This is a genomic window from Arenibaculum pallidiluteum (genome assembly GCF_017355985.1).
Lineage (GTDB): Bacteria > Pseudomonadota > Alphaproteobacteria > Azospirillales > Azospirillaceae > Arenibaculum > Arenibaculum pallidiluteum.
Genome location: NZ_JAFIQU010000015.1, coordinates 76,039 through 96,301 on the forward strand (window position 1 = coordinate 76,039; position 20,263 = coordinate 96,301).

At 68.8% G+C, this 20,263-nt stretch carries 17 protein-coding genes; 9 read left to right on the forward strand and 8 right to left on the reverse strand.

Going from position 1 to position 20,263, the window contains the following annotated elements; all coding sequences use genetic code 11:
* The first annotated feature begins 97 nt into the window (after positions 1-97).
* The 7 genes from JUB13_RS23495 to JUB13_RS23525 all read left to right on the forward strand — a co-directional run bounded on the left by JUB13_RS23495 (position 98) and on the right by JUB13_RS23525 (position 7,556).
* Positions 98-1,150 (forward strand): substrate-binding domain-containing protein, encoded by a 1,053-nt coding sequence (locus JUB13_RS23495; RefSeq protein ID WP_207483271.1) that lies wholly within the window; start codon positions 98-100, stop codon positions 1,148-1,150.
* A 144-nt stretch (positions 1,151-1,294) separates the two neighbouring features.
* Entirely contained in the window at positions 1,295-2,536 is a 1,242-nt protein-coding gene (locus JUB13_RS23500; RefSeq protein WP_207483273.1) for an urea ABC transporter substrate-binding protein, read from the forward strand.
* A 40-nt stretch (positions 2,537-2,576) separates the two neighbouring features.
* A complete protein-coding gene (locus JUB13_RS23505) occupies positions 2,577-3,443 on the forward strand; it encodes an ABC transporter permease subunit (protein WP_207483275.1) in 867 nt (288 codons plus the stop codon).
* Positions 3,443-4,510, forward strand: coding sequence for an ABC transporter permease subunit (locus JUB13_RS23510; RefSeq protein WP_207483277.1), 1,068 nt, complete (start codon positions 3,443-3,445; stop codon positions 4,508-4,510). Before JUB13_RS23505 ends, JUB13_RS23510 begins: the two co-directional genes overlap by 1 nt.
* A 5-nt stretch (positions 4,511-4,515) precedes the next feature.
* Positions 4,516-5,247 carry an ATP-binding cassette domain-containing protein gene (locus JUB13_RS23515; RefSeq protein WP_207483279.1) on the forward strand — a complete coding sequence of 244 codons (732 nt, stop codon included), beginning with the start codon at positions 4,516-4,518 and terminating at the stop codon, positions 5,245-5,247.
* Positions 5,244-5,954 (forward strand): ABC transporter ATP-binding protein, encoded by a 711-nt coding sequence (locus JUB13_RS23520; protein WP_207483281.1) that lies wholly within the window; start codon positions 5,244-5,246, stop codon positions 5,952-5,954. Before JUB13_RS23515 ends, JUB13_RS23520 begins: the two co-directional genes overlap by 4 nt.
* A gap of 60 nt (positions 5,955-6,014) precedes the next feature.
* Positions 6,015-7,556, forward strand: coding sequence for an amidase (locus tag JUB13_RS23525; RefSeq protein ID WP_207483283.1), 1,542 nt, complete (start codon positions 6,015-6,017; stop codon positions 7,554-7,556).
* Positions 7,557-7,669: 113 nt separating this feature from the next.
* Here the strand turns inward: JUB13_RS23525 and JUB13_RS23530 are convergent, their stop codons facing one another.
* Together JUB13_RS23530 and JUB13_RS23535 are read right to left on the reverse strand one after the other, a co-directional pair.
* Complete coding sequence (locus JUB13_RS23530; protein WP_207483285.1) at positions 7,670-9,082, reverse strand: sensor histidine kinase; 1,413 nt, start codon at positions 9,080-9,082, stop codon at positions 7,670-7,672.
* Between the two features lie 123 nt (positions 9,083-9,205).
* Positions 9,206-11,083, reverse strand: coding sequence for an ATP-binding response regulator (locus JUB13_RS23535; protein WP_207483287.1), 1,878 nt, complete (start codon positions 11,081-11,083; stop codon positions 9,206-9,208).
* 440 nt (positions 11,084-11,523) lie between these two features.
* Between JUB13_RS23535 and JUB13_RS23540 the strand changes: the two genes are divergently transcribed.
* Complete coding sequence (locus JUB13_RS23540) at positions 11,524-11,823, forward strand: SelT/SelW/SelH family protein (protein ID WP_207483289.1); 300 nt, start codon at positions 11,524-11,526, stop codon at positions 11,821-11,823.
* Positions 11,824-11,874: 51 nt separating this feature from the next.
* Here the strand turns inward: JUB13_RS23540 and JUB13_RS23545 are convergent, their stop codons facing one another.
* The 3 genes from JUB13_RS23545 to JUB13_RS23555 are packed head-to-tail and all read right to left on the reverse strand — an operon-like array spanning position 11,875 to position 15,009.
* The gene (locus tag JUB13_RS23545; protein WP_207483291.1) at positions 11,875-12,234 is read right to left on the reverse strand and encodes a response regulator; all 360 of its coding nucleotides are present in this window, start codon (positions 12,232-12,234) and stop codon (positions 11,875-11,877) included.
* A gap of 4 nt (positions 12,235-12,238) precedes the next feature.
* On the reverse strand, positions 12,239-13,729 hold the full coding sequence (locus JUB13_RS23550; RefSeq protein ID WP_207483293.1) for an ATPase domain-containing protein: 1,491 nt from the start codon (positions 13,727-13,729) through the stop codon (positions 12,239-12,241).
* Positions 13,730-13,740: 11 nt separating this feature from the next.
* Positions 13,741-15,009 carry a hybrid sensor histidine kinase/response regulator gene (locus JUB13_RS23555; protein WP_207483295.1) on the reverse strand — a complete coding sequence of 423 codons (1,269 nt, stop codon included), beginning with the start codon at positions 15,007-15,009 and terminating at the stop codon, positions 13,741-13,743.
* Positions 15,010-15,225: 216 nt separating this feature from the next.
* Between JUB13_RS23555 and JUB13_RS23560 the strand changes: the two genes are divergently transcribed.
* Entirely contained in the window at positions 15,226-15,639 is a 414-nt protein-coding gene (locus JUB13_RS23560; RefSeq protein ID WP_207483298.1) for a hypothetical protein, read from the forward strand.
* Positions 15,640-15,675: 36 nt separating this feature from the next.
* On the opposite strand, the gene JUB13_RS23565 is transcribed toward JUB13_RS23560, so the two are convergent.
* The 3 genes from JUB13_RS23565 to groL all read right to left on the reverse strand — a co-directional run bounded on the left by JUB13_RS23565 (position 15,676) and on the right by groL (position 20,244).
* Positions 15,676-16,095 (reverse strand): hypothetical protein, encoded by a 420-nt coding sequence (locus tag JUB13_RS23565; protein ID WP_207483300.1) that lies wholly within the window; start codon positions 16,093-16,095, stop codon positions 15,676-15,678.
* 99 nt (positions 16,096-16,194) lie between these two features.
* The gene (locus JUB13_RS23570; RefSeq protein ID WP_207483302.1) at positions 16,195-18,447 is read right to left on the reverse strand and encodes a CheR family methyltransferase; all 2,253 of its coding nucleotides are present in this window, start codon (positions 18,445-18,447) and stop codon (positions 16,195-16,197) included.
* A 159-nt stretch (positions 18,448-18,606) separates the two neighbouring features.
* Complete coding sequence (gene groL / locus JUB13_RS23575; protein ID WP_207483304.1) at positions 18,607-20,244, reverse strand: chaperonin GroEL; 1,638 nt, start codon at positions 20,242-20,244, stop codon at positions 18,607-18,609.
* Between the last annotated feature and the right edge of the window lie 19 nt (positions 20,245-20,263).

Genomic DNA, 20,263 nt, shown 5'->3' on the forward strand with positions numbered 1-20,263 from the left:
ATTAACGCTGTTGACGCCGAACACGCGCGGATCACCGCCGTCCAGGCGCGATGCCCGCCGACGCCGCGAGCCGACCCCAGGTGGAAGGATCTCGAAGATGCCGCGCACGGACCTGAAGATCGGACTGCTCCTTCCCTTCAGCGGCCCCGCCGGCATCTGGACGCCGTCGTCCGAGGCCTGCGCGCTGCTGGCCGCGGCCGAGATCAATGCGCAGGGCGGCATCCTCGGCAGGCCCGTCCAGATCGTCGTCGGCGACATCGGCGTCGGCGCGGCCGAGGCCGCCGAGGAGGCTGCCGGGCTGGTCGAGGTCGAGGGCGTCTCCGCCGTCGTCGGCATGCATCCCAGCGACACCCGCAACGCCGTGATGTCCGCCATCGGCGGGCGGGTCCCCTACATCTACACGCCCCAGTACGAGGGCGGCGTCGACCAGGTCGACGTCCTCGCGATCGGCGAGACCGCGGACGAGCTGATGCGTCCCGGCATCTCCTGGCTCGTCGAGAACCGCCATGCGCGGCGCTTCCTGCTGGTCGGCAACGACTACATCTGGCCCCGCATCTCGCACGCCGCGGCCCGGCGCATCGTCCGCGACCGCGGCGCCCATGTGGTCGGCGACATCCTGCTGCCGATCGGGGAGCGCGATTACGCGCGCACCTTCGACCTGATCCGGCGCACCAGCCCAGACGTCGTGCTGATGTACCTACTCGGCCAGGAGGCCATCGAGTTCAACCGCGCCTTCTCCGAGGCCGGGCTCGGGGCGCGCCACATCCGCTACTCGACGGCGACGGACGAAACCGTCGTCTACGGGATCGGCCCGGACCACCTCGAGGAGTTCTACGTCACCGCCTCCTATCTGGCGAACGTCCGCTACCGCGAGAACGACGCGTTCCTGGAAAAGTACCGGACCTGCTTCGGCACCCACGCGCCCATGCCGAACGCCTTCAGCGAATCCTGCTACGAGGGTATCCACTACATCGCCCAGATGGCGGAGAGCTACGGCGGGCTGCGGACCTGCGACGTGCAGCGCTCGCGCGGGGACCGGATGGGCTTCCGCGGCCGCCGGCGCACCTCCCGGGCGACGGCGGACGGGCGGCGGCTCGTCCACATGGCCATGGCGAACGGGGTCGAGTTCCGGCACATCGCCAGCTTCTGAGAGCCGCCACCAGGGTTCCCGTCCCGACCGGCTTGTGCGTCGCAAAAAATCCTTGCGAATTCAAATTTTGCAGTTTCCAATATCTGCCATGCGCGGCATCCGGGAAATGGGCGCCGCACAAGAAGCAGGGAATGGGGAAGTCGCATGAGCATGCTGAGACGCGAGTTTCTGAAGGGGACGGGTCTTGCTGCGGCCGGCCTGGTGGCGAGCCCCGCGATCCTGAGGCACACCGCCCTGGGCCAGGACGCTCCGATCCTGATCGGCAGCCTTCACGACCAGTCCGGGCCGATCGCCGCCACGGGCGTGCCGATCGTGAACAGCCTGATCCTCGCCGTCGAGGAGGTGAACGCCGCGGGCGGCCTGCTGGGCCGGCCGCTGAAGCTCGTGCACTACGACACCCAGTCCAACATCCAGCGCTACACCCAATACGCGCAGCAGCTCGCCCTCAAGGACAAGGTCCTGGTCGTCCACGGCGGCATCACCTCGGCCTCGCGCGAGGCGATCCGGCCGGTCTTCGGGCGCTACAAGGTCCCCTACTTCTACAACACGCTCTACGAAGGCGGCGTGTGCGACCGGAACACCTTCAATATCGGGACGACGCCGGCCCAGACCGTCGAGAAGCTCGTCCCCTACGCCATGAGCAAGTGGGGCAAGAAGGCCTACATCATCGCGGCCGACTACAACTACGGCCAGATCACGGCCAAGTGGATGACCAAGTACGTCCGCGACAACGGCGGCCAGATCCTGTCGACCGACTTCTTCCCGCTGGACGTCACGAACTTCGGCCCGACCATCTCGAAGATCCAGGCCGCCAAGCCCGACATCATCCTGTCGGCGCTGGTCGGCGGCAACCACACCTCCTTCTACCGGCAGTGGGCCTCGGCCGGCATGAAGAGCCAGATCCCCATCGCCTCGACGACCTTCGGCCTCGTGAACGAGCACACGACGCTCGACGCCAACGAGAGCGACGGCATCCTCGCCGCCTACGGCTATTTCGAGGAGCTCGAGGACGCCGCCAACAAGGCCTACGTCACGAAGCTCAAGCAGCGGTTCGGCGCCGACATGCCCTATATCGGCGAGCCCGCGGCCGGGTCCTACGAGGGCTTCATGCTGTGGGTCGAGGGCGTCCGCAAGGCCGGCAAGACCGACCGCGAAGCCGTCACGGCGGCGCTCGAATCCGGCCTCTCAATCATGGGACCCACGGGCAAGGTCGTGATCGACCGGCCCACGCACCACGCCGTGCGCAACGCCTACCTGGCCGAGGTCCGCAGCAAGAAGTTCGTCGTGCTGGAGACCTACGAGCAGCAGCCTCCGAGCGACACCGCCATGGTCTGCGACCTCGTCAAGAACCCCGGAGACAACAAGCAGTACGTGATCGAGATCTGACCCGCCCTCCCTTCCCGGACACCAGAAAGGCCGACGGCACATGGATCTCGGCATCGTTCTCGCGCTCGACGTCCTGAACGGGATCGCCTCGCTCGTGCTCCTCTGCATGGGCCTGGCGATCATCTTCGGAATGATGAAGGTCATCAACCTCGCCCATGGCGAGTTCCTGATGCTCGGCGCCTACGCGACGGTCGTCTCGGCCAATGCGGGGGTGAACATCTGGATCGCCATGCTCGTGATCGCGCCCCTCTTCGTCGGCATCGTCGGCATCGTGGTCGAGCGCTGCCTGATCCGGTTCCTCTACGGCCGGCTCGTCGACACGATGCTGGCGACCTGGGGCCTCAGCCTGCTGATCGTCGGCCTGGTCACGACGGTCTTCGGGAACACCATCAACGGCGTGCCGACGCCGCTCGGCGGCTTCGCCATCGGGCAGTACCGGTCCAGCCTCTACACCCTGTTCCTGGTCGCCATGGCGCTGCTGCTGGTCGGCTCGGTCTGGGCGGTGCTGCGCTACACCCGCTACGGCCTGATCGCCCGGGCCACCATGCAGAACCCCAACATGGCCGCGGCCATGGGGCTGAACCCGACCCGGGTCTACATGGTGACCTTCGGCATCGGCGCGGCGATCACGGGGCTCGCGGGCGGCCTGCTCGCCCCCGTCTCCGGCATCGTGCCCACCATGGGCGGCGCCTACATCGCCAAGGCGTTCATCACGGTGGTCGGCGGCGGCTCCGCGATCCTGGCCGGCACGGCCTCGGCCTCCGCCCTCTTCGGCACGATCAACCAGATCGCGGCCTTCCTGACCACGCCGGTCTTCGGCGAGGTGATCCTCTTCATCTCCGCGATCGTGCTGATCCGGCTGCTGCCCCAGGGGATTTCCGACCGCTACTTCCGGAGGAGCCTGTGATGTCCCGCTCGCTCTCGACGGGCCTTCAGCTCGTCCTGCTCGCCGCCGCCATCGCGGGCGTGGCCCTCGCCCCCCAGGTCCTCGAAATCTTCACGCTGATGCAGATCACCCTGTTCGCGGCGATGTCGATCCTGGCGCTCAGCCTGGGCTTCATCTGGGGCTTCGGCGGAATCCTGTGCTTCGGCCAGACGGCCTTCTTCGGCCTCGGCGGCTACGCCTATGCGGTCGCCGCGATCAATCTCGGCGACAGCACCGGCGCCGTCTTCGTTGGCATGCTGGTCCCGGCCGCCTTCGCGGCGGCGCTGGGCTACTTCATGTTCTACGGCCGCATCAGCGACGTCTATCTCGGCGTGATCACGCTGACGGTGACGCTGATCCTGTTCAACCTCATCAACTCGACCGCCGGCGACGAATACCGCATCGGCGCGGCCCAGCTCGGCGGGTTCAACGGCATGCCATCGGTGCCCGGCCTGAACGCGCCGGGCGACCCGTCCGCCGTGCTGGAGCCAGAGGAGATCTGGTTCGTCACGGCGGGCGCGCTGATCGCGGTCTACGTGATCCTGCGTCTGGTCCTGGTCAGCCATTTCGGCCGCGTCGCCGTCGCGATCCGCGAGAACGAGACCCGCGCCAGCCTGCTGGGCTACGACCCGCGCCTCTACAAGCTGCTGGTCTTCGTGATCGGCGGCGCCATAGCCGGCCTCGCGGGCGTCCTCTACACGAACTGGGGCGCCTTCGTGAGCCCGACGATCTTCGCGCTGTCGCTCTCGGCCGAGATCATCATCTGGATCACCATCGGCGGCCTCGGGACGCTGATCGGCCCCGTCCTCGGCTGCGTCGCGATCCAGGCCATCGTGACGGAGATCGGCTCCCAGCAGGAGTTCAACTCCAACCTGGTGCTGGGCGTGATCCTGATCGCCTTCGTCCTGCTGCTGCCCAGGGGCCTCGTGCCCACGGCCCAGATCCTGTGGTCACGCGCGCTGGCCCTGAAGGCGCGGCGCGGCGGCGCGGCCCTGTTCGAGGGAGGCCCCGGGGGCAAGGACGACCACATCGCGAAGGCGGCGGAGTAAGAGCCATGCAGGACTATTCCGCGACGCTCCTCGAGACCCGCAACCTGACCATGCGCTTCGGCGGCGTGGTCGCGAACAACGACGTCTCCTTCACCCTGAAGGAGGCCGAGCTGCGCTGCCTGATCGGTCCCAACGGCGCCGGCAAGAGCACCTTCTTCAAGATGCTCTCGGGACAGCTCACGCCGAGCTCGGGCAGCATCACCTTCCGCGGTCAGTCCATCGCGGGCGCCGCCCCGCACGAGATCGCCCGGCTCGGCATGGGGATCAAGACCCAGGTCCCCAACGTCTTCAACGGCCTGTCCGTGCGCGAGAACATCTGGATCGCGGCGAGCCGCAAGCACACGCCGCCGGTCTCCAGGCGGATCACCGACGAGGTCCTGGACAAGATCCGCCTGACGGACCGGGCGGGCGACCTGGTCGGACACCTCGCCCACGGCCAGCGCCAGTGGGTCGAGATCGGGACGGTGCTCGCCGGAGAGCCGGACCTGATCCTGCTGGACGAGCCCGCGGCCGGCATGACCGACGCCGAGGTGCTGCGCACCGCGGAGATCATCAAGGAGATCAACCGCACCCGGGCGCTGATCGTGGTCGAGCACGACATGCAGTTCATCCGGATGATCGCCAAGACGGTGACCGTCTTCCACCAGGGGCAGATCCTGATGGAGGACACGATCGGGGCCGTCATGGCCGACCAGCGCGTGCGCGACGTCTATCTCGGCAAGAAGGTGGCGGCATGATCCTCTCGGTGGAAGGCCTGCGCTCGGGCTACGGGCGGATCCCGATCCTGGCGGGCGTGACGCTCCAGCTCGCGGCCGGGGAGTATCTCGGCGTGCTCGGCCACAACGGCATGGGCAAGACGACGCTGATGCGCACCCTGATGGGCTACCTGCCGGCGACCGACGGCCGGGTGGCGCTGGAAGGGCGCGACATCACCAGGGCCACGACCTCGTCCCGCGCGCGCGGGGGCATGGGCTACGTGCCGCAGGGGCGCGAGATCTTCCCGAACCTGACGGTGATGGAGAACCTGCGCATGGGCCTCGTCACCTCGGCCAGGGAGGATCTCGGCGTCATCGAGGAGGTGCTGGCGGAGTTCCCGCGGCTCAAGCGGCTGCTGGACCGCAGGGGCGGCGCGCTGTCCGGTGGCGAGCAGCAGCTTCTGGCGCTCGCGCGCTGCCTGTGCACGAAGCCGAAGCTGATCCTCCTGGACGAGCCGACCGAGGGCATCCAGCCCTCGATCATCGACGAGATCGTGGAAAGCCTCCTGCGGCTTCGGACCAGCCGGGGGATCGCCATGATCCTGGTGGAGCAGAACCTGGAATTCATCGCGGCGCTCTCGGAGCGGATCCTGATCATCCAGAAGGGCCGCATCACCGGCGAGCTGCAGCCGCATCAGCTCAACGACCCGGAACTCGTTTCCGAGTTCGTCGGGATGGCGACGGCCTAGCGCCGCGCCCTCCCCGTTTCGAAACCCGATTTCCTTCGCCTCAGCATGGGAGAGCAGACGATGGCCATCGCCCGGATTTCCTCGGAGCAGCTGATCGACCTGGCCAAGGGCCTCGGCATGAGCATCACGGCCGCGCAGGCCGAAGAGTATCTCGCCCTGATGCAGCCGATGCTGAACGCCTACGACGTCGTCGACGCCCTTCCCGACGAGGTGCCCGCGGTCAAGTACCCGCGCACGCCCGGCTACCGTCCGGGGCCGGAGGAGAACAGGCACAATGCCTGGTACTGGAAGTCCGAGGTGAAAGGCGCCCCGGGCGGCAAGCTCGCGGGCAAGACCGTGGCCCTGAAGGACAATGTCTGCCTCGCGGGCGTTCCCATGATGAACGGCGCCTCGACGCTCGAAGGCTACGTCCCCAACATGGACGCGACCATCGTCACCCGCATGCTCGACGAAGGCGCGACGATCCTCGGCAAGGCCGTGTGCGAGTACTTCTGCCTGTCCGGCGGCAGCCACACCTCGGCGCCGGTGCCGGTGCACAACCCGTGGAAGCACGGCTATTCGGCGGGCGGGTCCTCCTCCGGCAGCGGCGCGCTGGTCGCGGCGGGCGAGGTCGACATGGCGATCGGAGGCGATCAGGGCGGCTCGATCCGCATGCCCGCCTCGTTCTGCGGGATCTACGGCATGAAGCCGACCCATGGCCTCGTGCCCTATACCGGGGTGATGCCCATCGAATCCACCATCGATCACACGGGCCCGATGACCGCCACGGTCGCCGACAACGCCCTGCTGCTCGAGGTGCTCGCCGGCCCCGACGGGCTCGACCCGCGCCAGTACGCGCCGAAGACCGACGCCTACACGGCCGGCCTCGGCCGGGGCGCGGGCGGGCTCCGGATCGCGGTGGTGAAGGAGGCCTTCGCGGCGCCGGTGGTCCAGCCCGACGTCCGTGACGCGGTGCTCGAGGCCGCTGAGCAGTACCGCGCGCTGGGCGCCGTGGTGGAGGAGATCTCGCTGCCCGAGCACGTGCTGGCGGCCTCCGTCTGGACGCCGATCGCCGTCGAGGGGCTGCACGCCCAGATGATGCTCGGCAACGGCATGGGCTTCAACTGGAAGGGCCAGTACAACGTCGGGCTGATGGACGCGCACGCCGCCTGGCGCGAGCGCGCGGACGAGCTCTCGGACAGCCTGAAGGTCTGCATGTTCATGGGCGCCTACGGCATGACCAGATACCGCGGCCGCTATTACGCCAAGGCCCAGAACATCGCGCGGCGCCTGAAGGCCTGCTACGACGCCGTGCTGGCCAGGTACGACCTGCTGCTGATGCCGACCCTGCCGATCCGGGCGAGTGCGCTGCCGGCGCCCGGCGCCTCGATCACCGAGGTCGTGACCCGCGCCTTCGAGATGATCTACAACACCTCGCAATTCGACATCACGGGCCATCCCGCCATGTCGATCCCCTGCGGGCTCAGCGAGGGGCTGCCCATCGGGCTGCAGCTCGTCGCCCGGGATTACGCCGAGGCGACGATCTACCAGGCCGCGGCCGCCTTCGAGGCGGGCGTGGACTGGAAGGGCTCGGCCGCCCCGGTCGCGAACCGGGCCGCGTAGGGGCCGCGCCAGCCCCTCCCGCCGGCCGGACTTCCCGGCCGGCTTCCGCCCAGGGCGCACGGCCCCCGCGCCCTGGGCGCTTTCCGTGCGGAGCAGGCCGGGCCGGCTTGAGGTCAGGCGACGGCCTGGACGGACGGAACCTGGGGCAGCCAGACCGTCGCCGCGGTGCCGCGCCCGGGATGGCTCTGGATCTCGAAGCGCCCGCCATGCAGCCGCACCAGCGTGTCGACCAGCGGGAGGCCGAGCCCGGTCCCCCCGTTGGCGGCGGCGAGGCCGGGGCTCGCCTGCTCGAAAGGCCGCAGCAGGCGCGGGATCTCGGCGGGATCCATGCCGATCCCGTCGTCGACCACGCGGAACGCGGTGCCGGAGCCGCTTGCGTGCACCTGGAGGGACACCCGCCCGCCGCTCGCCGTGAACTTGATCCCGTTCGTCAACAGGTTCAGCAGGATCTGCCGCAGCGCCATGGGATCGGCCCGGAAGGGCCGCGTCTCCGCGATCTCGACCGTCAGGTGGATGCCCTTGCGGTCGGCATCGACCCGCGCCAGCCGGACCGCGTCCTGCACGAGTTGCGGCAGGTCGACGGGTTCGGGCGCGATCTCCAGCTTTCCGGCCTCGGCCTTCGAGATGTCCAGGATCGCCGTGATCAGGCCGAGCAGGTGATGGCCCGACGCATGGATGTCCTCGGCATAGACCCGGTAGCGCTCGTGGCCGAGCGGGCCGAAGACGGCGCTGCGCATCACGTCCGAGAAGCCGATGATCGCGTTCAGCGGCGTGCGCAGCTCGTGGCTCATCATGGCGAGGAACTGGGTCTTGGCGCGGCTGGCGGCCTCGGCCCGATCGCGCGCCAGGACCAGCTCGGCGTTGCGCTCCTCGACGGCATGGTGCAGCCGCTGGGCGGCCATCAGCAGCAGCGAGAAGACCGTCAGCACGTTCGCGACGATGGAGACCAGGACATGCGGACCGCGCGCCGTGACATGCGAGACGAGGTCGGCCGTTGCCGCGGGCCCCACCGCCTGGATCGCGCGGAGCAGGAACGATACTCCGACGACGGCGAAGAGCGCCGCCGCGACGCGCGCGGTCATGCGCACGCAGCGCGGCGTGCCGCTCAGCAGTTCCCCCGCGCAGAGCAGCACGCCCGAACCCAGCACGAGCGACAGCGCCGCGAGCCGCTGGGGGGCATCCGGGCTGACATCGGTCCGGTAGTAAAGGAACGCCACCAGCAGGGCCACCAGCGCCCCGCAGCCGGCCCAGCGAACGGGCTTGTCGTCGAAGCGCCGGATTCCGTTCCACAGGGCGAAGGTGCCCAGCGCCAGCGCCCCGTGCGCAACCGGGATCGACAGCAGGTCCGGGACGAAGCCGCGCAGGAAGCCGCCCAGGGTCCCCAGCCCGACCAGCGCCGTGCCCAGGGTCCAGAGCCCGACCCCCGGCGTGCGGGGATGCGCACGCCAGTACAGCGCCATCAACGCGGCCAGCGACACCGTGACCAGCGTATGGACCAGCAGCAGCGTGCGGATGTCCAGTTCCATGGGTCCTCCCAGCCGCCGGCTCACACCCTCGGCCCCAGCATATCCGTTCCGCCGTGTCGGTTCCCAGGGGAGGTTCTGCGACCAATCGCGTGCGACGGCCGGCGCTGCGGGATCGGGGGACGCTCAGGCCGCCCGCGATGCCAGGAGGGATCCCAGCAGCTCGTGCAGCGCCTCCGGCTTCATTGGCTTGTGGACGAGGAGCAGGCCCGAGCGCTTCGCCTCGGCCAGTCGCCTGGCCGAGGTGTCGCCCGTGACGATCACGGCCGGAACCGGCCAGCGCTCGCGGACCATCGCCACGGCCTCGGTTCCGCGCTTGCCTCGGCCGAGGCTGTAGTCCGCGATCACGATGTCCGGCGGCACATCCAGGGCATCCAGCAGCGGCCGGACCTCGGCAAGGGACGAGGCCGCATGGACCTGCATGCCCCATTCATGCAGCATCAGGCGCATGGCCGCGAGCACGGCGGGATCGTCCTCGACCAGCAGGACCCGCGCGCCCGCGAGGTTTCCTCCCGCAGACGCCTGCGCGGCCGGGGCGTCGGCCTCGGCGCTGTCCGAGGCCGGAAGCGCGATGCTGAAGACCGAGCCGCGCCCGGGGGCCGAGCTGACCCTCACCTGCGTGCCCAGCAGACGGGCGACCCGGTCCACGGTCGCGAGTCCCAGGCCGAAGCCGCGGGCGTGATCCTGGCCCGAGGTGCCGGTCTGGTAGAACTCCCCGAAGATCCGCTCCAGCTCCTCATCGGGGATACCAGGGCCCGTATCGATGACGTCGATCCGGATTCGGTCCCCCTCGGTCGCGCAGTCGACCGTTACGCCGCCCTCCTGGGTGTACTTGATGGCGTTGGACAGCAGGTTTCGCAGGATCTGCTCGACCAGAAGCGGGTCGCTGTGCAGCACGCATGGCTTGTCGGGGATCCGGAACCACAGCCCGTTCTGCTGGGCCATGCCTTCGAATTCCGGCATCAGGCGCTGCAGGATGTCGCTCAGCGGGAAGGCGCGCAGCCTGGGCGAGACGATCCCCGCCTCGAGCTTCGCCATGTCGAGCAGCGAGGACAGCATGCGGTCCAGGCTGTCCAGCGAGGTCTGGAGCAGGTCCAGCACCTCGGTCGCCGCAGGATCGGACCGCCGCCGCAGCAGCCCCATGAAGAGCCCTGCCGCCATCACCGGCTGGCGCAGGTCGTGGCTGGCCGCGGCAAGCAGCCGGGACTTGGCGGCGTTCGCCCGCTCCGCCTCCTCCCTGGCGGCCCGGGCCTCCTCCTCGGCGCGGCGGCGGTCCGTCACGTCCAGGTTCAGGCCGACCAGGCGGACGGGCCTGCGCTTCGCGTCGAACTCCATCCGCCCGCGGCCGAGCAGCCAACGGATCCCGCGCTCGGGGTGCAGGATCCGGTACTCCACCACGAAGTCGGGAGTCCTTTCGTCGATGCAGCGTTTCAGCGCAGCCGCCGCTGCCGGCCGGTCCTCGGGATGAATGCTCTGCAGCCAGGCGTCGCGCGACGGCGTGGTCGTCGCCGGACTCAGGCCGTACAGCGCGAAATAGGGCTCGGTCCAGGTGACGCGGTCGGCCACGATGTCCCAGTCCCAAATGCCGGCATCGGCATAGTGCTGGGCGAGCCTCAGGCGTTCCTCGCTGCGGCGTAGCTCGGCGGTGCGCTCCAGGACCCGGCGCTCGAGGCTCTCGGTCGCATTGAGGAGCTCCTCGTTCGCGGCCTGCAGCTCCTCCATCGTGACCCGCAGCTCCTCCTGCAGGATTCCCGCGCTCTCCTGCTCGGCGAGGACGCTGCCGGCCTGGGCGACGGCCGCCTTCAGGGCCGCGCGGGCTTCGGCTTCGCGGCGCTCGGACTCGGCGCGCAGCCTTTCCAGCTCGGCCGTTCGCGCCGCAAGCTCCGCCGCCAGAAGGGCGTTCTCCTGGGCATAGCGGGAAGCCTCGTCCCGGGCGTCCTCGGCCGCGGCGAGCGCCTGGTCGCATTCCGCCTGCAGGCGCCGCATCTCCTGATTGGCATCCACGCCGATACCCCCACGGATTGCCGGCACCCTAGCCGTCCCCTGCTGTTTCAATGCTTCCCCCGCAGCACCCCGATCCTAGAACAGGAGGGCCGGCGAAGAATTGCTGGACAAAGGGGCCGAGCCGGCTCGCCATGCCACCGCCCGAGAACGGTCCGGTCACGGAGCTTTCGTGCCGCAGGAGCATCATCGCGCTGGGGCGCCCTCTGGCGGCGTCCGCGTCATGCAGCGCCTGTGTGCGGAACTGCCGAGGAATCTGCCAGCGGCGCCGTTCCTGGTCCAGCACGTCTCGCCCGAAGCGGCCGGCGTGCGTCCCGGGCCGCCCGCACGCGCCGCGCGCGCATGGAATGAGCGGGCACGCCGCACCGACGGCCCGGCTTGCCCTGCGCCATCTCGCCGGCGATGCCCTATGATCGCAAGGCAGAGCAGCCGGAGCGGAGCCCATGCCCGACAAGCCACGTGTCGAGATCGAGTACTGCCGGCAGTGCCGCTGGCTGTTGCGCGCCGCCTGGATGGCGCAGGAGCTCCTGACGACCTTCGAGGAGGAGCTCGGCGGGGTTACGCTGGTCCCGGGGACCGGCGGCGTCTTCGTGGTCAGGGTCGGCGCCGACATCCTGTGGTCCCGCAAGGATGAGGGCCGCTTCCCGGACGCGGCCGAGCTGAAGCAGCGGGTGCGCGACCTCGTCGCCCCGGACAGGCCGCTGGGCCATTCCGACCGCCGGAAACCAGCCGGGGAAAGCTAGGGGCCTTGCCTGCGGCCCATGGATCTTCAGCGCCCCCTGAGGCCGCTGGAATCACTGGCCGAGCGTGCGGGCGATCAGGTCCAGGAAGCGGGGAACGAGGAACGGCTTGCGGATGAAGGCGGTGTAGCCGTCGAAACGCGCGCGCACCGTGGCCTCCGACACCGCGCTCATCATGATGATCGGGATCCCGGCATAGGCGGGGTCCGCGCGCATGGCCCTGCCCATGGCCGCCCCGTCCGTCACGGGCATCATGAAGTCGAGCACCACCAGGTCCGGCTTCGACTCGGCCAGCCGCTCGAGCCCGCGGCGCCCGTTCCCGGCCGTCACCACCCGGTATCCCTCGTCCTCGAGCACGCGTGCCAGGACATCCGCGATGCCGAACTCATCCTCGACCAGGAGGACCGTGCGCATCGGCTCATTCCTCGCCCGGGTTGGCGGCCGCCGGCGGTTCCGGTCGCCTGTGCGCGGACCCGCTCAGGATTTCCTCGTAGCGCTCCCGATAGGGTCCGAGGATGTGCAGCCCCTTGCCGGTGATCTCATAGACGTGCAGGCGCGGATCGAAATCGCTGTCCCGGATCTTCAGGACCGATGCTGTCCGGAGGAGCGCGGCGTCCAGCTCCGTGTAGCGCAGGACGATCAATCCCTCGGACAATGACGAGATGCCGTTGATCGGCACCTGGACGGTGGGCGCCACGATCTCGCGCGTTTCCATCGTGAGAATCGAGGTCACGCCGAGCGCCCGGATCTCGTTCGCGAGCACCGAGATGTACCGGCTGATGCGATCCGGATGGATCGCGGATTCGAGGAGCCCGCCGACGCCGTCCAGGAACAGCCGGTGCGCGCCACGCCGCAGGACGGCATCGAGGAGCCGGTGCCCGAGCTCGTCCAGGGCGTGCTCCCCCTGCGGCTGCCAGACGATCTCCACCGCGCCCCGGGCTTCCAGGCCTTCGAGGTCGATGCCCTTCTCCCTGGCGCTGAGCCGAAGGCGTTCGGGCGTTTCGTAGAAGCCGAAGAAGAGGCCGGGCTCCTCGGCTGTTGCGCCCGAGAGGAAGTGGAAACCCAGCGTCGTCTTCCCAATGCCCGTAGGCCCCATGACGATCGTGGTGGTGCCGGCGATCAGTCCCCCTCCAAGCATCCGGTCCAGGCCCTCGGTCCCGGTCGAGACCCGTGCGACCGGAGGTCGGTCCCGGCGCGAAGGCATTGCGAAGATGGCCTCGATACGCGGATGCACGACGAGACCGTCGGACGTGATCCGGAACGCATGGCGCCCGCGCAGAAAGCCGGAGCCCCGGAACTTGCGGACCTGGAGACTGCGCGCGGTGCGGACACCGAAGAGTTCGTCGTCGAGCTCGATGATCCCGTCCACCATGGTGTGCTCGGGGCTGATCTGCCCTATGCCCCCCGTGGTCAGGAGCAGCACGGTGCACCCGTTGGCAGCGGCATGGATCTGAAGCTCGTGGACGAATTTCTTGAACTCGCGTGGCGAGGGGGCCGCCTCCTCCGCGGCGACGAGCCCGTCCAGGATCATCAGCGTCGCTCCAGCCCCGCGCATTTCCCGCTGCAGCAGGTCGAGCAATCCCCCGAGCCCTTCCTCCTCCAGGACCTTGAAGGCCCCGAGATAGGTAAGGCGGTCCGGGATCGCCTGCTCGTCGAAGAACGACATCGGCCGCAGGTGCTGGAGCATGCGCGTGTGCAGCTCGGCCAGCAGGGTCAGGTAGACGGCACGCCCGCCGCCGGCGACGTGGTTGAAGCAGATCTGGTTGGCCAGGATGGTCTTGCCCGCGCCCGGCACGCCATTGACGATGTAGGCGGCGCCGACCAGGAGGCCGCCTCTCAGGATCTCGTCCAGCCCGGGTATGCCGCTGGGAAACCGCTCGATGCCCGGTTCGCGATCCTGACCCGCCATGAGCGCCTCCGCTAAGCTTGAGTTCGGTTGAGCGGGAGGCCGACCGTGAAGGTCGAACCTTCGCCAGGCACGCTCTCGATCGTGATCGTGCCGCCATGCGCTTCGACCAGGCGCCGGACGAGCCACAGGCCGACCCCGAAGCCGCTGCGTGCGCTGCGGACCGCGACACGTTCGAACCGTTCGAAAATGCGCTGCTGGTCCTCGGGCGCGATGCCGATGCCGCGGTCGCGCACGACCAGGCGTGCCTCCCCCTCCTCCTCCGCCAGGACGATGTCCACGGGATCGCCGGCGCCATACTTGATCGCATTGGACACGAGGTTCGCGGCGACCTGCTCGACCGCCAGCCGGTCCCAGCACCCGCGCAGGTGTTCCGGGGCGTCCAGGTGGAGGGACGTCTCATTGAGCTTCGCGTGCGGTGCATGCGTGCCGACGACCTGGCGAAGGATGGCGGCAAGATCCACCTCCTCGATGTCCAGGTGCATGGCCCCGGCATTGACGCGGGAGACATCCAGGAGGGTCGTCGCGCGCGCGACGTAGCTGTCCAGGGCGAGCCGGACCAGCTCCAACCGCTCGGCCGTCTTCCCGGCACCTTCGACGATTGCGGCCTTCTGGGCCTGGTCCACGAGAAGGGCCAGGGCGAAGATGGGATTCCGGAGCTCGTGCGCCGTAACCGCGATGAAGGCGTCCCTGGCTTCCACCGCCTCCCGCAGATCGTCGACCGTCTCCGTCGTGCGCCCGTTTTCCTTCATGCCTCGCCGCACCTCCCTGTCAGGACCGTCCGGTTGCCTGGACCCGTGAACGACGCAGCGCGGCGAGCCGCCCGATAACTGTAGCCCTTGTCCGCGGTCAACAACCGAAGCACGCAGGAGATCGCGGCAATCCCCGGCTGTGCTGCGCGATTGCAGGCCGGATCCGAGAGCACGTTCGAGCGCCTCGTCGAAGGTCCCGGCCGACAGCCCGCGACCGAAATGGCCTTTCACCAGATAGCCCAAGGGCTCCAGGGTCCCTGTCGACGCCATGAGCACCTCGTCCACGACGGCGGCGATGAAGAGGGCCCGGATGTTCCATCGCTCATAGGCCGCGCGCGCCACGTCGACGCCGGAGCCGCCGGACCCGAGGTCGACATCGCAGGTGATGACGTCCGGCCGGTGCCGTTCGATCGCGGCCAGAGCCGCCGCGGCGGTGCCGGCCACGTCGCAGACCTGATGCTCGAGATTGCGCAAGGTAAGCTCAAGCCCCTTTGCAACGAGCGCGTTATTCTCCACGATGACGATGCGCATGCATTCCTCTCCGGGGCTACCGGACCTAACAGGCTGGTGGGCCGGTAGGGAGAAGACATTCGGGCGTATGCCAGCGGGGCACGCTCCGTGGCGTCCGCAACAGCCTCCAGCCGCGGGTGCGGCTGCGGCATCGAAATGGCCTGGCGGATCGCCACAGGACTTCGGACGAGGAACCTGCCCTGCCGGGCTTGCGGCCACCGGAAGTGGATGAGATCGATGACCACTCGCAACCGGGACAGTCGGGACGCCGAAGGCGCCGAGCAGCACAGGGCCGAGACCTTCACGCGCATGGAGAATGCCGAGGCAGACCGCCAGAGGTCCGAAGCCCAGCGCGAGATCGCCGAGGAGGGCCGCCGCACGGGAGAGTCACTGCGCGAGGAGGCCGAGACCGCGCGCCGCGCGGCCGAGGATGCCCGGGCCTATGCGGAGGACGCGCGCGAGGCGATGGAAGAGGCACGGCGCGCGATGGAGCAGGCGCGGCGGCTCAACGAAGAGACGCGCGGCCTGGCCGAAGCCATCCGCCAGCAGCAGGAGGACAGCCGCACCTCCGACGCGGAGCAGCGCATGATCGAGCGGGAGATCGGCCAATCCGGCTTCGAAGGCGACACCGGGCCGGCACGCGGCTCCTGAGTCCACGGCCCCGAGCCGGTCCGCCGTCGCGGACCTTCATTGCCCCCGGCCGCGGAGGTTGACCGGAAGACGTTGGATCGCCTCGCTGGTGACGCTGACGTCCTTCTCCAGCCCGTGGACTTCCCTCTCGACGCCCTCGACCTGGGCGTGCGCGATCCCGACGGCCCGGGAGAGGCGGCTCAACTGCTCCGACATGGCCGTGAGATTTCGCTGGATGTCGGCGCGGGCAGCGACGCTCTGTCCGATCAACGTCTGCGGCGTCTGCGACCGGTCGCCCTCGTCGCGCACCGGGCCGTAATGGTGGCGCAGGACCGTCGCCAGCCAGCGCTCCACCCAGGCATCGACCGCCATACCGTCCCTGGCTGCCGCCGCCTCGACGCGCCGGACCAGGAATCCGTCCGGTGCGATCCCCGCCAGGACCCAAGGACGCGCGGCAACGGATCTCTTCCTGGCCATGGCAGTCCCCGTGATCGGGCGCGGCCTTGCAAGGCCGCGCCGCCAACCTCGCACGTCCCCCCGGGCGTGTCACCGGATCATAGGGACGATGGGGAAATGTCAGCCTCGGCCGCCGGCCTCGGTGAGCACCTTGCGCTCGGTCGTGTCGTGCACGATCGCCACCAGGATCGGCGGCTGCTCGCCCTCAAGGTACTGGAGGCACATCTCGACCGGCCGCTGCCGGCCATCGCGGGTCTGCATGCGCGTCTCGAAGACCATGTCCTCCTTCCTGCCCGACAGCACGGGCTCGATGAAACTTCGAAGCTCCTCTTCCTGCACGCCTGGGATCAGCGCGGTGATCGGCATCTGGCGAAGCTGCGAGAGCGTGTAGCCCAGCCGCTCCTCGGCGCCCCGGTTGACCAGCGCGAAGCGGAGCGTCGCGGGGTCCAGGAAATAGACCTCGTTCAGGGATTCGCCGATCACGCGGCCGAGATACCGCGTGAATTCCTCGGCGCGGGACTGTTCGGTGATGTCCTCGATGATCAGCACCACGCCTTTCGGGCTGCGCGTCTCGATCAGCAGCGGAGTCAGGCGCACCCGGCACTGGATCTTCCGCCCCCGCCGGTCGAGGGCGTCCAGCGTGACCTGGGGCTGCGCGTCCGCGTTCTCGAGGACGCGCCGGATATCCGGGCGCAGGCGCTGGACCGGCAGGCCGATATCGAGGGCGAAGAAGTTGCCGCCGGTCACCTCCTCGCTGCGCAGGCCCCAGGCGTTCTCGCACCACCGGTTCCAGGACCGGACCTCGTAGTCCGGCGCCAGCACGATGATGCCGACATCCATGCTGCGCAGGACCGCTTCGGAATAGCGGCGGTACTCGCCGGATTCCTCGGAGTGGCGTCGAAGCTCCTCGTTTGCGACCTCCAGCTCCTCATTGGCGGAGCGGAGCTCCTCGTTCATGGTCTCCAGCTCCTCGTTCGTGGACTGGAGCTCCTCGTTCGTGGTCTCCAGCTCCTCGTTCGTGGACTGGAGCTCCTCGTTCGTGGTCTCCAGCTCCTCGTTGGCGGACTGAAGCTCCTCGATGGTGGTCTCGAGGCTTTCCTGGGCGGCCTCCAGCTCCTGCTGGAGCAGGAAGGTGCGCGTCGTGTCCGCGAAGGACAGCAGCGTGGCGAAGGCCTTGCCGTCCCGTCCCTGCAGCGATGAGACCTCGATGGTCAGGCGCATGGGCTCGGAGCCCTGGCGCGGAAAGTCCTGGTGCTCGATCCGGATGCTCCGTCCGGTGCGGTTCACCTCCTCGATCCGGGAGCGCAGCTCGGTCGGCCGGTAGGAGACCGCCAGGTCCTGGAAGGGCCGCCCCAGGTCGCCCTCGCCGATCTCGAGCAGGCGCCGCGCCATGGTGCTCGCGAAGACCAGCAGCCCTTCGGGGTTGATGGCGAGATAGGCCGAAGGGCTGGTGTCGACGATCGCCTCCATCAGCCGGGCCTGCAGCGTCGGGCGGTTCTGGGCCGCCTCGGACGCCAGGGCGACGCTGCCGCCCAGGCTGCGCCGCCATTCCTGCGCGACCTTGCGGAAGATCCGGTGCTTGAGGTCCACGGGCTCGAACAGCTTCGAGCGCGCGAGCTGCGTCTCGGCCTTGCCGAGGAACATATAGCCGTCGTTCACCAGCGAATAGTGCAGCCGCGGCAGCACCGCGTTCTGGGTCTCGGCCTCCAGGTAGATCAGCAGGTTCCGGCAGGTCAGCAGGTCGATGCGCGAGATCGGCGCGTCCGTCACGATGTTGTGCCGGCCGAAGATCACGCATTTGCGGAGCTCGCGCTGGAAGACGTAGTGGCTGTTGGTGCGCTCGAAATACCGCTCCAGCAGGTCCGCCGGCACGTTCTCGACCTCGCGCGTGGAATAGACCGCGTGGCGCGCCGTGCCCAGGGCGCTCTCGTCGAGATCGGTCGCGTAGATCTTGACGCGCTTGCAGAAGGCTTCCAGGCCGAGCTCCTCGGCGAACAGCATGGCCAGCGAATAGGGCTCCTCGCCCGAGGCGCAGCCGACGCTCCAGACGCGGATCGGGCCGGACTTGCGCTTCTCGACGATGCGCGGGATCACGTCGCGCCGCAGGACCTCCCATCCCTCGGGGTCGCGGAAGAAGGCCGTGACGTTGATCAGCACGGTGTCGAGCAGGTGCAGGAACTCCTGCGGGTCCGCCTCCAGGATGTCGTGGTATCGGTTGAAGTCGTCGCAGCCGATCTGCTCCATCCGGCGCAGGATACGCCTGCGCAGGCTGGTCCGCTTGTAGCCCCGGAAATCGAGCCCCCGGGCCTCCTGGATGAACTGGATCAGGCTCTCGAACTCCGGATCCTTGCCATCCTCGTCCTTGCCGCTCATCGTCCGCGCCGATCCCGTCTGCCCACCGAACACTAGGCGCAAATTCCTCTGCGGAATGCAACGGAAAGCGCAGAAAAGAAGGGGCCGCCGGTCTCCCGGCGGCCCCTCGGAAGCGACGGGGACGCTCCTGATAGGAAGTCCCCGATCGGCGGTTCCCGATCAGAAGTCCATGTCGCCCATGCCCGCGCCGGGGCCGCCGGCGGGGGCGGCTTCCTTCTTGGGCTTCTCGGCGACCATCGCCTCGGTGGTGATCAGCAGGCTGGCGACCGACGCGGCGTCCTGGAGCGCGGTGCGGACGACCTTGGTGGGGTCGATCACGCCGAACTTGAACATGTCGCCGTATTCGTTGGTCTGGGCGTTGAACCCGAAGTTCACGTCCTTCTGGTCCAGCAGCTTGCCGACCACGATGGAGCCGTCGGTGCCGGCGTTGTTCGCGATCTGGCGCACCGGCGCCTGGAGCGCGCGGCGGACGATCTCGATGCCGACCCGCTGGTCGTCGTTGGTGGGCTTCAGCGCGTCCAGCGCCTTGATGGCGTAGAGCAGCGCGACGCCGCCGCCGGCGACGATGCCCTCCTCCACGGCCGCGCGGGTCGCGTGCATGGCGTCATCGACGCGGTCCTTGCGCTCCTTCACCTCGACCTCGGTGGCGCCGCCGACGCGGATCACCGCGACGCCGCCCGCCAGCTTGGCCAAGCGCTCCTGCAGCTTCTCGCGGTCGTAGTCCGAGGTCGTCTCCTCGATCTGCTGCTTGATCTGCTTGATCCGCGCCTCGATGTCGGCACGCTGGCCTGCGCCGTCGACGATCGTGGTCTCCTCCTTGGAGATCTGGACCTTCTTGGCGGTGCCGAGCATGTCGACCGTGACGTTCTCGAGCTTGATGCCGAGATCCTCGGAGATCACCTGGCCGCCGGTCAGGATCGCCATGTCCTCCAGCATCGCCTTGCGGCGGTCACCGAAGCCCGGCGCCTTCACCGCCGCGACCTTCAGGCCGCCGCGCAGGCGGTTGACGACCAGGGTGGCCAGCGCCTCGCCCTCGACGTCCTCGGCGACGATCAGCAGCGGACGGCCCGACTGCACCACGCTCTCGAGAACCGGCAGCAGCGCCTGCAGGCCCGAGAGCTTCTTCTCGTGCAGCAGGATGTAGGGGTTCTCCAGCTCCGCGATCATCTTGTCGGGGTTGGTCACGAAGTACGGGCTCAGATAGCCGCGGTCGAACTGCATGCCCTCGACGACCTCGAGCTCGGTCTCCAGGCTCTTGGCCTCCTCGACCGTGATCACGCCCTCGTTGCCGACCTTCTCCATGGCGCGGGCGATCATCTCGCCGATCTCGCGCTCGCCGTTGGCCGAGATCGTGCCGACCTGCGCGACCTCCTCGTTGGTCGCGACCTTGCGCGAACGCGCCTTGATGTCGGCGACCACGGCCTCGACGGCCATGTCGACGCCGCGCTTGAGGTCCATGGGGTTCATGCCGGCGGCCACCGACTTGGCGCCCTCGCGCACGATGGCCTGGGCCAGCACGGTCGCGGTGGTGGTGCCGTCGCCGGCCAGGTCGTTGGTCTTGCTGGCGACCTCGCGCACCATCTGCGCGCCCATGTTCTCGAACTTGTCGGAGAGCTCGATCTCCTTGGCGACGGTGACGCCGTCCTTGGTGATGCGCGGCGCGCCGAAGCTCTTCTCGATCACGACGTTGCGGCCCTTCGGACCCAGCGTGACCTTCACCGCATCAGCCAGAATGTCGACGCCCCGCAGCATCTTGTTGCGGGCTTCCGTCGAAAACTTAACGTCCTTGGCAGCCATCTTCGTGTCCTCGCTTTCT

What these genes read in the sequence shown, in the direction of transcription:
- JUB13_RS23505 (WP_207483275.1), top strand. Translation starts at nt 2,577, where the DNA reads ATGGATCTCGGCATCGTTCTCGCGCTCGACGTCCTGAACGGGATCGCC.
- JUB13_RS23500 (WP_207483273.1), top strand. Translation starts at nt 1,295, where the DNA reads ATGAGCATGCTGAGACGCGAGTTTCTGAAGGGGACGGGTCTTGCTGCG.
- JUB13_RS23540 (WP_207483289.1), top strand. Translation starts at nt 11,524, where the DNA reads ATGCCCGACAAGCCACGTGTCGAGATCGAGTACTGCCGGCAGTGCCGC.
- JUB13_RS23570 (WP_207483302.1), bottom strand. Translation starts at nt 18,447, where the DNA reads ATGAGCGGCAAGGACGAGGATGGCAAGGATCCGGAGTTCGAGAGCCTG.
- JUB13_RS23555 (WP_207483295.1), bottom strand. Translation starts at nt 15,009, where the DNA reads ATGCGCATCGTCATCGTGGAGAATAACGCGCTCGTTGCAAAGGGGCTT.
- JUB13_RS23520 (WP_207483281.1), top strand. Translation starts at nt 5,244, where the DNA reads ATGATCCTCTCGGTGGAAGGCCTGCGCTCGGGCTACGGGCGGATCCCG.
- JUB13_RS23515 (WP_207483279.1), top strand. Translation starts at nt 4,516, where the DNA reads ATGCAGGACTATTCCGCGACGCTCCTCGAGACCCGCAACCTGACCATG.
- JUB13_RS23495 (WP_207483271.1), top strand. Translation starts at nt 98, where the DNA reads ATGCCGCGCACGGACCTGAAGATCGGACTGCTCCTTCCCTTCAGCGGC.
- groL (WP_207483304.1), bottom strand. Translation starts at nt 20,244, where the DNA reads ATGGCTGCCAAGGACGTTAAGTTTTCGACGGAAGCCCGCAACAAGATG.
- JUB13_RS23525 (WP_207483283.1), top strand. Translation starts at nt 6,015, where the DNA reads ATGGCCATCGCCCGGATTTCCTCGGAGCAGCTGATCGACCTGGCCAAG.
- JUB13_RS23510 (WP_207483277.1), top strand. Translation starts at nt 3,443, where the DNA reads ATGTCCCGCTCGCTCTCGACGGGCCTTCAGCTCGTCCTGCTCGCCGCC.
- JUB13_RS23550 (WP_207483293.1), bottom strand. Translation starts at nt 13,729, where the DNA reads ATGGCGGGTCAGGATCGCGAACCGGGCATCGAGCGGTTTCCCAGCGGC.
- JUB13_RS23530 (WP_207483285.1), bottom strand. Translation starts at nt 9,082, where the DNA reads ATGGAACTGGACATCCGCACGCTGCTGCTGGTCCATACGCTGGTCACG.
- JUB13_RS23560 (WP_207483298.1), top strand. Translation starts at nt 15,226, where the DNA reads ATGACCACTCGCAACCGGGACAGTCGGGACGCCGAAGGCGCCGAGCAG.
- JUB13_RS23545 (WP_207483291.1), bottom strand. Translation starts at nt 12,234, where the DNA reads ATGCGCACGGTCCTCCTGGTCGAGGATGAGTTCGGCATCGCGGATGTC.
- JUB13_RS23565 (WP_207483300.1), bottom strand. Translation starts at nt 16,095, where the DNA reads ATGGCCAGGAAGAGATCCGTTGCCGCGCGTCCTTGGGTCCTGGCGGGG.